The organism is Seleniivibrio woodruffii (assembly GCF_004339245.1).
In the GTDB taxonomy this organism is placed as follows: Bacteria; Chrysiogenota; Deferribacteres; order Deferribacterales; family Geovibrionaceae; genus Seleniivibrio; species Seleniivibrio woodruffii.
This window is the reverse complement of sequence record NZ_SMGG01000006.1, coordinates 267,588-281,019: the sequence shown is the minus strand read 5'-3', so window position 1 is coordinate 281,019 and position 13,432 is coordinate 267,588. Positions and strand designations below refer to the sequence as shown.

Sequence of the window (13,432 nt, the reverse complement as noted above, 5' to 3'; positions counted from 1 at the left end):
CACTTTTATTGATTCCGTTCACAGGGGTTCTGGCTGCTGACCCTGTGCCGTTTCCTGCTTTCCGTTTCGGAATGGAACAGGCGGCATCCCCTCAGGATGTATCCGTAACCCTGCAGCTCGTATTTTTTCTTACCATAATATCGCTGGCTCCTTCGATACTCATTCTTATGACCTCTTTCACGAGGATAATAATCGTATTTTCTCTGCTCAGAACGGCGATGGGCACTGCAACCGTACCCCCCAACCAGGTTCTGGTGGGACTCGCTCTCATCCTGACGTTTTACATAATGCATCCCGTGTTCAGCGAAGCTTATACCAAGGGCTATCAGCCCTATATGGCGGGTCAGCTGACCTTCGGCGAAATGCTGAACGAGGCGAAACAGCCTCTGCGCAAGTTCATGCTGAACAACACCAGAAAGAAGGACGTGCGCACCTTCATCGAGATAAGCAATCAGCCCAGACCGAAATCCGCCGCTGATATTCCGGACACGGTTCTGGTGGCCTCTTTCGTTGTGAGCGAACTTACCACGGCTTTTCAGATGGGCTTTCTCATCTTCCTGCCGTTCCTCATAATAGACTTTGTTGTGGCCAGCGTTCTGCTTGCGATGGGTATGATGATGCTACCCCCTGCAATGGTCTCGCTGCCGTTTAAAATAATGCTGTTCATACTTGTTGACGGTTGGGGACTGATAGTCACCTCCCTTGTCAAAAGTTTCTGGTGATAGACTATGACACCCGATATGGTCGTAGACATGCTTACAAAAGCACTCCAGCTCTCCCTGCTCATCGCTTCGCCGATGCTTCTTTTCGGACTCATCATCGGTCTGATAATCAGTATCTTCCAGTCCGTAACACAGATTCAGGAGATGACGCTGACGTTTATCCCCAAGATAATCGGCGTTATCGTTGCGGTGATGCTTTTCGCCCCCTGGATGCTTGACAAGCTGATGACCTATTCAATTCAGCTTTTCAGCAACCTCCACAACTACATAGGTAAATGACATGAAACACCTTGTCTTGGCCTGCCTGCTTCTTTTTGCAATAAAGGGGTATACGGCGGACAGGGCGCTGTCGAAAATGCCTGAGCGCAGTTCCGACGTGTATTCTGCCAGTCATGCACTGGTGATAGGCGTTTCAGATTATTACGGCGGCTGGCCTGTTCTGGCGGGAGTCAGAAAGGACGTCGCTGAGGTTTCGTCAGCACTCACAGCCCACGGATTCAACGTCCGCAAAGCAGTAAATCCTACCAGACAGGAACTTATCAGCACTATTGATGATTTCATAGCCAGATACGGCTCGGATGCGGATGCCCGCATACTGGTATATTTCGCAGGTCACGGACACACCCTCAACGGAACCGGATATGTTGTTGCGAAAGAGGCGAAGGATCCCGCAAAGGATACAGACGGGTTCAGGCGTGGAAGCGTTCCCATAGATTATTTTGCGGACAAGGCAAAAGGCATGGCATCACGCCACGGATTATTTGTTTTCGACAGCTGTTTTTCCGGCACAGTGTTCAAGGCAATGCGTTCCATTCCCGATTTCAGGGCGGAGATGCTCTCCAGACCCGCAAAAGAGTTCATCGCCTCCGGCACAGAGAGCCAGCAGGTTCCGGACGACAGCGTTTTCAGGAAGCGTTTTGTGGACGGGATAGGCGGCAGTGCCGATGCAAACGGTGACGGGATCGTTACGGGAAGTGAGCTTGGGCAGTTCATACAGACCGAAGTGACAGGCTACTCAGCCGGAGTACAGACCCCCGTATACGGAAAACTGAGCGGAAACGACGGCGAGTTTCTGTTTTTTGCAGGAAAGCCGCAGACGGCCTCTTCATCCTACACAGCTCCGGCTGAGAGCGGAGAAAAGGAGAGACTGCTGGCGGTTATAAAGCGTGCCCCCGGCTCAATAGAGGCCAACAACGCCCTTAAACGACTGAGAGAGATTGACGACTCACTGAAAAACCAGCCCCCGGTGACAACCTCCGAAAGGAAAGACAGGGTGACAACGGTCACTTCCACAAAGATAACCTATGTCCGCACCGACACCCGATACCCCTACGTTGTGCTTGCCCCTGTTGTTGCATATGCGGCTGGCCGGCGGATAACTGCGGCATTCTCAGTAACTGCCTCAAACCCCGCAACATTTAAAAACCTGAACGACAGGAAAGAGATGCTGCGGTCGGTGATTGGTCATAAGATTGAAGATGCGGGTATTCTGCCGTCAGACAGTATGGAGACGGTGAGGCGGAAGATAAAGGATGCGGCGGCAAAGGCTATGAGCTTTGTCTGCACAAAGTGCGCATCCGGCGAACCTGTGCTTAAAGGCCTGATGATAAAATAGTTCTACTTTCTCTTTGCAAGGTAGTCGGCAATGTCTTTGCGTTCGCCTCTGCTGATATCCAGTCCGAAGGTTTCCATCCTTTTTATGGTATCTATCCACTGATCATGGCTTTTCTTCTTTTTCAGAGCCAGCTCGCTGCCGTGGCATCTGGAGCATTTCGAATAGAAGAGATCTTCTGCGGGATTCTTTGAGGCGGCAAAGGCGGGAACGCTCAAGCCTATCAGAACACACAGCACGGTTGTTGTTAATGTATACTTTTTCAAGGCCTGCCCTCCTTAATGGATTTTATATACTCGGCGGTTTCAGCGGCGGCACCGTCGGAAACGATGCGGGCTGTTATCTCGTTGTTATACTTCATTGCGCTTACGGTGTAGTTGTGGCTGCCGATGTAGGTTATGCGGCCGTCGATGACCGTCACCTTAGAGTGCATACGCTTGCTCTTGGCATCGTAGACAACCTTTATTCCGCCTTTTGAAAGCTCTTCTCCGGTCTCACGGTTTATCTTTCCGGTGATATCCTTTTTGTCGGAATCATCCATCATGACGTAAACCTTAACGCCGCTTCTGGCGGCTTTCAGCAGAGCCTGCTTTATTATTTCGGTGTCGCCGGGCTTAAAGTCAGATGTCTTGAACATGTATATCGCCATATAGATGCTCTTTTTGGCGTTTCCTATGTCGTTGACAAAGACGGGCAGAAGCTCCTCATCTGTGAGCACAGACACCTGAGCCTCATGCTCAGTAACCTCGGCCTTCAGGTTCGTATAAACGAACAGAGAGACGAAGATTGCCAGAATGGAGAATAACTTAAGCCACAATTTCCTGTATTTTCTTCCAAATATCATCTTTTCCCTTACCTGTGAGCGAGCTGAAAAGCACAAACATATCCCTGGAGATGTTCAGCTGTTTGCTGATGGCGGCAACACGGCTTGCGTTCTGGTTGTTGGAGAGCTTATCGCACTTTGTCAGGGCGACGATGGTTCTGATTCCGTAGTGGTTGAACCAGAAGAGCATGCCGAGGTCGTCCTCGTTGGGGTCTCTGCGGACATCGAGAATGAGAACGCAGGCGATGAGCTGTGTGCGCTCGGTGAGATAGTTTTCAATGGTCTCGCCCCACTGCTTCTTCTCCTCTTTGCTGACCTTTGCATAGCCGTAGCCGGGCAGGTCGACGAGCATGATGCTGTCCTGAACGAGGAAAAAGTTAACCAGTCTGGTCTTGCCGGGGGTCTTGCCCACCTTGACGAGCTTGCGGGTACCCAGCAGAGTGTTTATCATGCTGGATTTGCCGACGTTGCTTCGTCCGGCGAAGGCTATTTCGGGAAATTCAGTGGGCGGGTAGCCCTTGGGTTCCTTTGCGGATGTAACAAACTCAGCCTTCATAAACAACTCCTATGTCACGCAGGAAATCCATCACACAGAAATCGAAGGTGAAGGAGAAGCCTGCGGCGTTCTTGTGTCCTCCGCCGCCGTTCAGTTCCGCCAGTTTGCGGACGTCCACAGCGGGGCGTGAGCGCAGGGAGACCTTTTTGCGCTGCATGTTTATGATGATGACGTAGTCCATCTCAAGGTCTTTTATTATGTGATTGCCAAGCTCCGAGCTGTACTCCTCGGCAAAAACAGTGAAGAAATCCAGTCCGTTGGCGTCTTTCATTGCGAAGCCCGATTTGGAAGCGGCATGGATATACTTATCCCTGCGCTCTGTCTCAAGGTCGACAATGAGCATTTCGTCCTCGTTGAAGCCGTTGTAGGGTCTTCGGACGAATCTGTCCATGTATCTTTCAACACCCAGCTTCATGAACAGCATATTCATCTGGAGGCTGTCCTTGCGCTTTAAGTGCCACATGTCGAAGTCGTTTACGCACTCCACAAGGTCTCTGTATGAAGAGACGTCCTTTCCCATGTCCGCCAGCCACTCGTAGGTGAGCATTGTGGCGCATCTGCTGATGTCGTGAACGGTCTCCGTTATCTCTTTAAGCCATGTTGAGGACTCGTGGTGGTCTATGACGATTATCTCTATCTCACCCTGAAGCCTTTCGAATGCACGCCTGCTGGGCGACATATCCGTGATGAGTATGCGCTCGTACTCGGCGGTGTTTATTTCGGCTAGAATATGGTCTATCTCGTTGTAGTTGCAGTAGATGTTGTCGACCTCACGCAGAAAGCGCTTGGTGAGGACGCCGCAGCTGACGCCGTCCAGATCGTTGTGTGAAATGTGTAAAAGCAATTTATTCTCCGATAATTTTTACGAGGACACGTTTTTTCCGTCTGCCGTCAAACTCGCCGTAGAAGATGCATTCCCACGGGCCGAAATCCAGCCGTCCCTCGGTAACGGCGACCACAACCTCCCGCCCCATTATCTGGCGTTTGTGGTGTGCGTCTCCGTTGTCCTCCCCTGTTCTGTTGTGTCTGTATAGGCTGAGAGGCTCATGGGGAGCGAGTTTCTCCAGCCAGTCCTTATAGTCCTGATGAAGTCCGGATTCGTTATCGTTTATGAAGACCGAGGCGGTTATGTGCATGGCGTTCACCAGACACAGACCCTCCCGTATCCCGCTCTCTTTCAGGCACTGTTCAACATCACGGGTGATGTTTATGAATTCCATCCGTGCGGACGTGTCAAACCAAAGCTCTTTGCGATATGATTTCATAACTATAAACTAACAGGATTCAGTTAATATTTAAAGTTTATTTTCTGAAAAACAGGTTCAGTATGACTGTTATGACGATGCTGATAACAATTGAGCTGACTATGGGAAAATGGAACGAAAAGTTTTCCCGCCTTATGCTGATGTCACCGGGAAGTTTTCCAAGATTTATCCCGCCGAATTTGGACAGCAGGAGCATAACAGCCCCTGCCGCCGCAATTATTAATCCTGCATAAATGAGAAATCTTGCGATGTCTCCTGTCTGCAAGTTATGCACCTATCTGGTAATATTCGAATCCCATCTCCGCCATCTTCTCTTTTTTGTACTGGTTGCGTCCGTCGAATACCACGGGGTTTTTAAGGGATTTTCTGATCTCTTCAAAGTCGGGACTGCGGAACTCCTTCCACTCGGTGATGAGAATCATGGCGTCTGAGCCGTGCACCGCCGCATATTTGCTGTCGACGTATTCAACGGCATCGTTGCCTTTCAGGTAGCATACCTGCGCTTCGTGAGCCGCTTTGGGGTCGTAGGCCTTTATCTTTGCGCCGAGCGCTGTCAGTTCGTTGATAATGGTGATTGAGGCCGCCTCACGCATGTCATCGGTCTCAGGCTTGAACGAAAGCCCCCACACGCCGAAAGTCATGCCGCTCAGGTCGCTTCCGAAACGTTTTATGACCTTCTGAACGATGACCTTCTTCTGAGCGTAGTTCACCTCTTCCACAGCGGAGAGAACCTTGGGCTCATAGCCGTTCAGCTGAGCTGTTCTGATAAGAGCCTGAACGTCTTTGGGGAAACAGCTGCCGCCGTATCCGCATCCGGGATAGATGAAGCTGTAGCCTATTCTTGAGTCACTGCCGATGCCCTTACGGACTTTGTTAACGTCCGCTCCCACCTTTTCGCAGATGTTGGATATCTCGTTGATGAAGGATATCTTTGTGGCAAGCATTGCGTTGGCCGCATATTTGGTCATCTCGGCGGAACGGATGTCCATTGAGATGAATCTTTCGTGGTTTACTGTGAAGGGGGCATAAAGCTCACGCATAACCTCGACTGCCTTGTCATTGTCGCAGCCCACAACAACCCTGTCGGGTTTCATGAAGTCCGCAACTGCCGCACCCTCTTTAAGGAACTCGGGGTTGGAGATAACATCGAACGTCAGGTTTGAGCCTCTCTCCTTGAGAACGCCTTCAACGGTTGCACGAACCTTGTCCGCCGTGCCCACGGGCACTGTGGATTTGTCGATGATGTACATGTGCTTGTCCATGTGGCGGCCGATGCTGTCGGCCACTTTCAGAACGTATTGAAGATCAGCGCTGCCGTCTTCGCCCATTGGGGTTCCCACTGCTATGAAGCAGATGTTGGACTTTACCAGTGCTTCCTCTATATTTGTAGTGAAGGACAGGTCGCCTGACTTCACATTGTTCAGGACTATGGTGTCCAGTCCTGGTTCGTATATGGGGATTATCCCGTTCTTGAGATTTTCAATTTTTTTCTGGTCGATATCAACGCAGATCACACGGTTGCTCATCTCGGCAAAGCATGCGCCCGTTACAAGTCCAACGTATCCTGTTCCGATTACCGCTATGTTCATTTAATCGCTCCTTCGTTTCTTAAAAGGTTTTCAAAATAATCTATTGTGTGTTTAAGACCCTCTTCAAGCTGAATTGAGGGTTCCCAGTCAAGTTCTTTCTTAGCAAGGGCTATGTCGGGTTTCCTCTGCATGGGGTCGTCCTGGGGCAGAGGTTTGAAGATCAGCTTGCTCCTGCTCCCTATCATATCTATGACCTTTTCCGCAAGTTGTAAAATTGTAAACTCGCCAGGATTGCCCAGATTCACAGGACCTGTGAAGCCGTCACGTGAGGCCATCATCCGCACGAAACCCTCAATGAGGTCACTGCAGAAGCAGAAACTGCGGGTCTGGTTGCCCTGACCGTAAATGCTTATGTCTTCGTTCTTAAGCGCCTGAACGATGAAATTGCTCACTACACGCCCGTCGTTTGGGTGCATTCGGGGTCCATAGGTATTGAAAATCCTGACCACCTTAATGTTCACTCCGTGCTGACGGTGGTAGTCGAAAAAGAGCGTTTCGGCGCATCGTTTCCCTTCGTCGTAGCAGGCTCTGATGCCGATGGGGTTGACAGCTCCTCTGTATGTCTCAGGCTGTGGATGCACTTCGGGGTCGCCGTAGACCTCGGATGTGGATGCCTGAAGCACTTTTATCTTGAGGCGTTTTGCAAGCCCCAGAACGTTTATGGCTCCCATGACCGACGTTTTTGTGGTCTGCACAGGGTCGAACTGATAGTGCACGGGGCTTGCGGGGCAGGCGAGGTTATATACCTCGTCAACCTCCACATAAAGGGGAAAGGTTATATCGTGGCGGAGAAGTTCGAAGTTTTTGTTATCCAGAAGATGTTTGACGTTGTCCCTTCTTCCGGTGAAGAAGTTGTCAACGCAGAGAACCTCGTGTCCGTCTTTCAAAAGTCTGTCGCAAAGGTGGCTGCCTAAAAATCCGGCGCCGCCGGTTACAAGTATTCTTTTCATGTATCCGTCCGAAAGTTAGATAAAAAAATATTGTATCACAAATCGGCGGAGGAAAAAAGAGGGGAAAAGACAGGGGTAAAGGGGTACTGAAATGAAAAAAGGGCGGTTATCAGCCGCCCTTTCCAAAAAGAGGTTATGAATACCTGTACCGTCCGGTTTCTTCCTCCAGAACGATACCGTCTGTGCGGAGTTCTGTACTCATCTCCGCCAGAACAGAAGTGGCCTGTGTTATCTCCTGAATGCCAACAGAAACGTTCCGTATGGCGTTTTCCATCTGGGAAATGGCCGCCGCCTGCTCCTGCACAGCGGAAACCACCTGCGAAATATTATCGGATGTAAGTATGGAGTTGTTTTTGGTCAGCTGAGCCATCTCTTTCAGATGCCCCATGAAATCTGCAACCCCGCTTATCATTTTTATGTTCTGTTCAACGTTTTTGACCGCACCTTCAACCTGTCTGTTGTTCTGGTTGATGATGTCGGATATCTCTTTGACCGATGAAACTGTGCGCTCCGCCAGTTTGCGAACCTCATCAGCAACCACCGCAAAGCCTCTGCCGGCCTCTCCGGCTCTGGCGGCCTCAATGGCGGCGTTCAGCGAAAGAAGGTTTGTCTGGTCGGCGATATCGTTTATCAGTCCCAGAATATCATACATGGATTCCGAATTGCTTTTGAGGGTGTTTATGTTGTCTATCAGCGATTTGCTGGATATTACCATGTCGCCGATGATCTTCTCTCCCTCCTGGGTTTTGTTCTCGGAGTTTTCAGCATATTCCCTGCTCTGTTTTGCCAGATTCTCGGTTTCGGTGACCTTATGGGCAACGTCTTCGACACCGGAGTTTATCTGCTGCATTGCGGCGGAGATCTGCGAAACCTCCTGATTCTGCTGAGTTATGTTTGCACCCAGTTCCTCTGTTGAGGAGGAGAGGGTCGAGGAACCGATGCTGAGTTTATCTGCCGTGTCCTTTATGCTCTTAAGCGAGCGGGCAAGTTTGATTATCATTGCCGAGTTGTACTGGGAAAGCTGGGAGAACTCGTTGGATGATTTAAGTTCTCTTTGATAATAATCGCACTCGTCGCATGACTTGTATTCTTTGTTTTTTATTTTGATACACTGAACTTCCATTCCGAAGTTGGGAGCCTCGCTGCCAACCGTCAGATAGCAGGGTTCGCCGCTGACTCCGTATGCGGAGCAGGTTTTGTCATTGCACTGCATGTGGTCGGAGCAGGAGTGGCAGAATCCGGGTGTTCCTGCATATTTCAGGTCGCCCTTCGCAACATCAACGAATGAGCCGAGCATTTCGTTTATGCTCTTTTTGAAAACCCTGACCGTTATTGCTGTGGAGATGATGAGAACCATCAGTCCTGCCATGCTTATGAAGACAATGTTCCTTTCAACCTTTCTGAAAGAGGCGAAAAGCTCGTTGACCTCATATCCTGCGGCCATCAGCCAGCCGTTGTCCGTCCTGGTGGAGTAGTTCACAACCTTGGTTGTGCCTTTGAACTCGTAGGTTATGGAGCCTGTCTTTTCGTTCAGCATGGTTTTGATGAAGTCATAACCGCCGATGTTTGTTCCGACCAGCTGGGGATTGATGTGGAAAAGAACATCGCCCTTGCCGTTGAGAATGAAAAAATAGCCGTTTTCGCCCAGTTTGTTGGACTTGATGAACGCACTTATCTCCGAATACTTTGTGCTTTCGGTTTCGGAGCTTTCAAGAACGTGGCTGACGTAATAGTCAAGCAGCTTGTTCATCTCCGCAGAGCGCATCTTTGCGATGTGTTCGGCGTTGAGATTGTTGTAGTAGTGCGTCATAAGGATTATGACTGTGAAAATCAGGATAGAAATCAGCGTAATAGGCAGCTGGAGCTGAAAAGCTACGCCGAATTTTCGTTTGATATTGCTCATAAAAATGCCTCCGTATAAGTGTCCGGTAATGCGTAAAATACGCCTCGAAAATAAAAGCCAGAGGCTCCCGCTGTCACCCATTGTTTATCATAAATTAAAGTGTGCAGCAGCAGAAAGGTTATGTATTATAATCTCATATGAGTAATTAAATTGTCAAACGGAAAATATAGGAATATGCAATAGTTTTAAATCCAGTGTTCAATTGTCTGATAACAAATTATTAATCTTTTTACTGATTTGTGCCCTGTATCTGTCCTCTTCGCTGTATATGCAGCCGCAATATGGCTGTCGGTACATGTCTTTTTCCCTGGAGCAGTCGATGCCTTTCTGCCAGCCTGTTCTGAAATCATAATAGAAAAAATCAATAGAATATTTTGCCGATATATTTTGTGCAGTTTGCTTCATCAGCTCATGATTCTGGTATCTGCTGTAGAAAAGGGTGCTGGTGAAAGCGTCAAACCCTTCCTCGGATGCCTTTTTTGCGGCGGCTTCAAGTCGGACGGCGTAACAATAGGCACATCTGGAATTATGAGCATTTGCCACATTACGTGTAAATTCGACTAAACCGTAGTTATCGTCCGCAAAAAACGGGATCTTTTCGTCCCTGTTGAATTTAACCAAAGTCTCAAAACGACGGTAATATTCTGTCAGCGGGTGGATATTGGGGTTGAACCAGTACCCTGCTATGCTGTGACCCATGCCCCTTAAAACCTCCACGGGGTAAATTGAGCATGGGCCGCAGCACTGGTGCAGAAGTATATTCATTACATATCCACTTGGGGAAGATTTTTCAGAGATTCCTCAATTGCCTCTTCGGGGTATGCATAGTCCTCAAGTTTTCCTTCCAGATACTGGTCGTAGGAGGCCATGTCGAAGAAACCGTGGCCGGAAAGGCAGAACAGAAGCGATTTCTTCTCTCCCGTCTCCTTGCATTTCAGAGCTTCCAGAGCCGTTGCCGCAATGGCGTGCGCGGATTCCGGAGCGGGAACTATTCCTTCGGTCTTGGCGAAAAGAGTTCCGTATTTGAATATATCCAGCTGACCGACGCTCCTTGCGCCTATCAGTCCTTTGTTCATCAGGTTGCTGACGATTGGACTGTCGCCATGGTAGCGCAGACCGCCCGCATGGATCGCAGGTGGCATGAAGTCGTGGCCGAGAGTGTACATTTTAAGAATGGGGGTGAGCTTCGCCACGTCGCCGTAGTCGAAGGCATATTTGCCTTTGGTCAGTGTCGGGCAGGATATGGGTTCAACAGCTATGCACTCAACCTTTTTGCCGTCTATTTTGTCCTTAACAAAGGGAGCCGCTATGCCGCCGAAGTTCGAGCCGCCGCCGCATGATGCGAACACCATGTCGGGGTAGTCGCCGCCCAGTTCCATCTGTTTCTGAGCTTCAAGACCTATGAGGGTCTGGTGGAGGATAACGTGGTTGAGCACAGAGCCAAGGGCGTAGTTGGTATCCTTGCGTGATGCCGCCTCTTCAACAGCTTCGCTGATGGCAAGCCCCAGAGAGCCGTTTGAGTTCGGGTCTTTCGCCAGAGCCTCACGTCCTGCGTTGGTCATTGTTGAAGGCGAGGGGATGACCTCTGCGCCGAACATATTCATGAACGATTTGCGGTAGGGTTTCTGGAAGTAGCTCACCTTCACCATGTAAACCCTGAGCTGCATATCGAATATCTGCGATGCGAAAGAGAGTGCGCTTCCCCACTGGCCTGCGCCTGTCTCTGTGGCGATGCGGTTTATGCCGCATATCTTGTTGAAATAGGCCTGCGGAACGGCAGTGTTGGTCTTGTGGCTGCCTGCGGGGGAAGTCCCTTCGTATTTATAATATATTTTGCAGGGAGTGCCCAGAGCCTGCTCCAGTCTCTCCGCACGGATCAGGGGAGTGGGGCGCCAGAGTGAGAGTATATCCAGAACCTTTTCGGGAATGTCAAACCATGCCTGCGGGCTCATCTCCTGCTCAAGGATCGGCTCGGGGAAGATGGCCGTCATCTCCTGAGGGGTGACGGGTTTTCCTGTGGCGGGGCTTATTGGCGGCGCCATGTCCGGCAGTTCCGAAAGGATGTTATACCACTTTGTGGGCATGTCGGCGGGATTGAGATATACTTTTTTCACGCGAACCTCCGTTTGCAATTTACCCGAAAATTTTAATTGATTTATGAGTTTAATTCAATAGAGTTTAAGAAAGAGGTGCTGTATGAGCAAAGTTATGGTTGTCCTTGCGGACGGATTTGAAGAGATAGAGGCTCTGGCTGTGGTGGATATTTTGCGCAGAGCTGAGATAGATACTGATACCGTGGCTCTGAAGGCCGGACTGGTGACCAGTGCACGCAATATCCGGATCGAAGCGGACAGGCTTATTTCAGATGTGAAGCCGGAAGATTATGAGATGATAGTTTTGCCTGGCGGCGGTGTCGGTGCGAAAAACATCGGCGACAGCGAAGCGGTGTTGAATATTGTGAAACAGTATCTGGCAGCCCCTGAAAAGTTTGTTGCGGCCATCTGCGCAACTCCGTTTGTTCTGGCGGAAAAGGGTGTCATAAAGGATGTAATGGCCACCTGCTATCCTTCAATGGCGGAAGCTTTTGCCAAATACTGCGATTATCAGCTTGCGGAAGTGGTTGTGGACGAAAACCTCATCACCAGCCGTGGTCCTGCGACGGCGGCAGAGTTCGCTTTCACCCTTGTGGAACTCCTTAAAGATGAAGAGACTGCCCGGAGACTGCGTGAAGGGATGCTGTACGCATAATTAGCACACAATTTGCTTATAAACCGTATACGAGGTGCATTATGAACAGTATATGGAGCGTAAGCGAGGCGGAGAAGAACGGCGAAGCCAAATTTAAAAAGCCGTCAACTGTCTCTCAGCAAATCGAATTTGCACACATGATGATGAGCATGGACGCAGGAAATGTTGTTGATACGTTCAAGTCCATGGGGAACGGAAGTCTACTTTCCGCAGATCCGCTCATCCTGCCCACAAGGGACAATGTGGAACAAATTTCCGCCTATATGGAGGAGAGACTCAGCGAAGCCTTTAAAAGAGCGGGGATAGCAAGCGAACCCGCAGTAACTTTCAGCGTCGGTTCGGATGGCAGTCTGAACGTCAGAGGCGACAGGGACGATATCGGTGAGATTCAGGAGCTTTTCGACAACAATCCGGAGCTTTCGCAGGAAATGTCAAATTTCATGGCGCTGGCTTCCCAGATGCCACATTTTGAGAGAGCCCTTGAGTTTCAGATAAAATATGAGAATGCCGACAGCAAAAGGGAGATCGATGCCTTGCTGAAAGAGTATGCCGACCTTTTCGACGGAGAGGAGCACTACAGCACGGAATTTTCCTACGACAGCGGGCAGATGGATATTGATACAAAATTTACGGCTTAGTGAAGGGCGGCAGTGCCGCCCTTTTTTTAATTATCAGAGTCACCCTGAGCTTTGGCGAAGGGTCTGAATGAGATTCTTCGTTTCACTCAGAATGACATTTTCAGAAGGGACTTATTTCTTTATGAAGGCTATCAGTTTTTCGTAGTCGGGAGCGTTTGTGGCTTCGGGCACTATCTCAACGTAAGTAACCACATCATTCTTATCCACAACAAACACAGCACGGGCAAGCAGGCGGAGTTCTTTGATGAGAACGCCGAAAGCAGTGCCGAATGACGCTTCCTTATAGTCGCTGAGTGCTATGGCTTTGTCGATTTCTGCCACTGTGCAGAAACGCTTGATGGCAAAGGGAAGATCCATGCTGATGTTCAACATTACGATGTCGTCGCCCATGGATGCCACTTCGGTGTTCAGTCTGCGCAGCTGAAAATCGCATACGGGTGTATCCAGCGAAGGGGTCACGCTGATGACCTTTATTTTGCCTGCATAATCTTTCAGTGTAACGGGGGCGAGGGTCTGGGCGGACACTGTGAAATCGGGAGCCTTGTCGCCGACTTTTATTTCATTGCCGACCAGTGTCATGGGGTTGCCTTTCATGGTTACGATTCCGGTTCTTTCCATAAGATTCT

General features: G+C 49.7%; 17 protein-coding genes. 5 read left to right on the top strand and 12 right to left on the bottom strand.

Annotated elements, in window-relative coordinates:
* Positions 1 to 8: 8 nt before the first annotated feature.
* Genes fliP through C8D98_RS12325 form a run of 3 tightly spaced genes read left to right on the top strand, consistent with a single transcriptional unit; the run spans position 9 to position 2,337 of the window.
* A complete protein-coding gene (gene fliP / locus C8D98_RS12335; RefSeq protein WP_243640971.1) occupies positions 9 to 722 on the top strand; it encodes a flagellar type III secretion system pore protein FliP in 714 nt (237 codons plus the stop codon).
* Between the two features lie 6 nt (positions 723 to 728).
* Positions 729 to 1,001, top strand: a complete 273-nt coding sequence (gene fliQ / locus C8D98_RS12330; protein WP_132874467.1) for a flagellar biosynthesis protein FliQ — start codon at positions 729 to 731, stop codon at positions 999 to 1,001.
* 1 nt (position 1,002) lies between these two features.
* Positions 1,003 to 2,337, top strand: a complete 1,335-nt coding sequence (locus C8D98_RS12325; RefSeq protein WP_132874466.1) for a caspase family protein — start codon at positions 1,003 to 1,005, stop codon at positions 2,335 to 2,337.
* Positions 2,338 to 2,339: 2 nt separating this feature from the next.
* Here C8D98_RS12325 and C8D98_RS12320 read toward each other — a convergent pair whose 3' ends face one another.
* From C8D98_RS12320 to C8D98_RS12270, 11 genes are all read right to left on the bottom strand, one after another.
* A complete protein-coding gene (locus C8D98_RS12320) occupies positions 2,340 to 2,600 on the bottom strand; it encodes a c-type cytochrome (protein ID WP_132874465.1) in 261 nt (86 codons plus the stop codon).
* Complete coding sequence (locus C8D98_RS12315; protein ID WP_165871325.1) at positions 2,597 to 3,151, bottom strand: phospholipase D-like domain-containing protein; 555 nt, start codon at positions 3,149 to 3,151, stop codon at positions 2,597 to 2,599. Before C8D98_RS12315 ends, C8D98_RS12320 begins: the two co-directional genes overlap by 4 nt.
* The gene (yihA, locus tag C8D98_RS12310) at positions 3,141 to 3,713 is read right to left on the bottom strand and encodes a ribosome biogenesis GTP-binding protein YihA/YsxC (protein ID WP_132874463.1); all 573 of its coding nucleotides are present in this window, start codon (positions 3,711 to 3,713) and stop codon (positions 3,141 to 3,143) included. Before yihA ends, C8D98_RS12315 begins: the two co-directional genes overlap by 11 nt.
* Entirely contained in the window at positions 3,703 to 4,557 is an 855-nt protein-coding gene (locus C8D98_RS12305) for a DHH family phosphoesterase (protein ID WP_132874462.1), read from the bottom strand. Before C8D98_RS12305 ends, yihA begins: the two co-directional genes overlap by 11 nt.
* A 1-nt stretch (position 4,558) precedes the next feature.
* Positions 4,559 to 4,978: a secondary thiamine-phosphate synthase enzyme YjbQ gene (locus C8D98_RS12300; protein WP_132874461.1), complete on the bottom strand. Its 420-nt coding sequence runs from the start codon at positions 4,976 to 4,978 to the stop codon at positions 4,559 to 4,561.
* Between the two features lie 37 nt (positions 4,979 to 5,015).
* Positions 5,016 to 5,243, bottom strand: coding sequence for a DUF2905 domain-containing protein (locus C8D98_RS12295; RefSeq protein WP_132874460.1), 228 nt, complete (start codon positions 5,241 to 5,243; stop codon positions 5,016 to 5,018).
* Position 5,244: 1 nt separating this feature from the next.
* Positions 5,245 to 6,567: a UDP-glucose dehydrogenase family protein gene (locus C8D98_RS12290; RefSeq protein WP_132874459.1), complete on the bottom strand. Its 1,323-nt coding sequence runs from the start codon at positions 6,565 to 6,567 to the stop codon at positions 5,245 to 5,247.
* The gene (locus tag C8D98_RS12285) at positions 6,564 to 7,517 is read right to left on the bottom strand and encodes a UDP-glucuronic acid decarboxylase family protein (RefSeq protein ID WP_132874458.1); all 954 of its coding nucleotides are present in this window, start codon (positions 7,515 to 7,517) and stop codon (positions 6,564 to 6,566) included. Before C8D98_RS12285 ends, C8D98_RS12290 begins: the two co-directional genes overlap by 4 nt.
* Positions 7,518 to 7,650: 133 nt before the next feature.
* Positions 7,651 to 9,420, bottom strand: coding sequence for a methyl-accepting chemotaxis protein (locus C8D98_RS12280; RefSeq protein ID WP_165871324.1), 1,770 nt, complete (start codon positions 9,418 to 9,420; stop codon positions 7,651 to 7,653).
* 198 nt (positions 9,421 to 9,618) lie between these two features.
* Positions 9,619 to 10,185 carry an epoxyqueuosine reductase QueH gene (locus C8D98_RS12275; RefSeq protein ID WP_132874456.1) on the bottom strand — a complete coding sequence of 189 codons (567 nt, stop codon included), beginning with the start codon at positions 10,183 to 10,185 and terminating at the stop codon, positions 9,619 to 9,621.
* Positions 10,185 to 11,534, bottom strand: coding sequence for a TrpB-like pyridoxal phosphate-dependent enzyme (locus C8D98_RS12270; protein WP_132874455.1), 1,350 nt, complete (start codon positions 11,532 to 11,534; stop codon positions 10,185 to 10,187). Before C8D98_RS12270 ends, C8D98_RS12275 begins: the two co-directional genes overlap by 1 nt.
* Before the next feature lie 82 nt (positions 11,535 to 11,616).
* Between C8D98_RS12270 and C8D98_RS12265 the strand changes: the two genes are divergently transcribed.
* On the top strand, positions 11,617 to 12,168 hold the full coding sequence (locus C8D98_RS12265; RefSeq protein ID WP_132874454.1) for a DJ-1 family glyoxalase III: 552 nt from the start codon (positions 11,617 to 11,619) through the stop codon (positions 12,166 to 12,168).
* A gap of 41 nt (positions 12,169 to 12,209) precedes the next feature.
* Positions 12,210 to 12,806: a hypothetical protein gene (locus tag C8D98_RS12260; protein WP_132874453.1), complete on the top strand. Its 597-nt coding sequence runs from the start codon at positions 12,210 to 12,212 to the stop codon at positions 12,804 to 12,806.
* A 111-nt stretch (positions 12,807 to 12,917) separates the two neighbouring features.
* Here the strand turns inward: C8D98_RS12260 and tpx are convergent, their stop codons facing one another.
* The gene (tpx, locus tag C8D98_RS12255; protein ID WP_132874452.1) at positions 12,918 to 13,424 is read right to left on the bottom strand and encodes a thiol peroxidase; all 507 of its coding nucleotides are present in this window, start codon (positions 13,422 to 13,424) and stop codon (positions 12,918 to 12,920) included.
* Positions 13,425 to 13,432 lie beyond the last annotated feature (8 nt).

Coding starts and splice junctions, on each gene's coding strand:
- C8D98_RS12290 (WP_132874459.1), bottom strand. CDS start 6,567: ATGAACATAGCGGTAATCGGAACAGGATACGTTGGACTTGTAACGGGC.
- C8D98_RS12325 (WP_132874466.1), top strand. CDS start 1,003: ATGAAACACCTTGTCTTGGCCTGCCTGCTTCTTTTTGCAATAAAGGGG.
- C8D98_RS12265 (WP_132874454.1), top strand. CDS start 11,617: ATGAGCAAAGTTATGGTTGTCCTTGCGGACGGATTTGAAGAGATAGAG.
- yihA (WP_132874463.1), bottom strand. CDS start 3,713: ATGAAGGCTGAGTTTGTTACATCCGCAAAGGAACCCAAGGGCTACCCG.
- tpx (WP_132874452.1), bottom strand. CDS start 13,424: ATGGAAAGAACCGGAATCGTAACCATGAAAGGCAACCCCATGACACTG.
- C8D98_RS12285 (WP_132874458.1), bottom strand. CDS start 7,517: ATGAAAAGAATACTTGTAACCGGCGGCGCCGGATTTTTAGGCAGCCAC.
- C8D98_RS12300 (WP_132874461.1), bottom strand. CDS start 4,978: ATGAAATCATATCGCAAAGAGCTTTGGTTTGACACGTCCGCACGGATG.
- C8D98_RS12280 (WP_165871324.1), bottom strand. CDS start 9,420: ATGAGCAATATCAAACGAAAATTCGGCGTAGCTTTTCAGCTCCAGCTG.
- fliQ (WP_132874467.1), top strand. CDS start 729: ATGACACCCGATATGGTCGTAGACATGCTTACAAAAGCACTCCAGCTC.
- C8D98_RS12275 (WP_132874456.1), bottom strand. CDS start 10,185: ATGAATATACTTCTGCACCAGTGCTGCGGCCCATGCTCAATTTACCCC.
- C8D98_RS12260 (WP_132874453.1), top strand. CDS start 12,210: ATGAACAGTATATGGAGCGTAAGCGAGGCGGAGAAGAACGGCGAAGCC.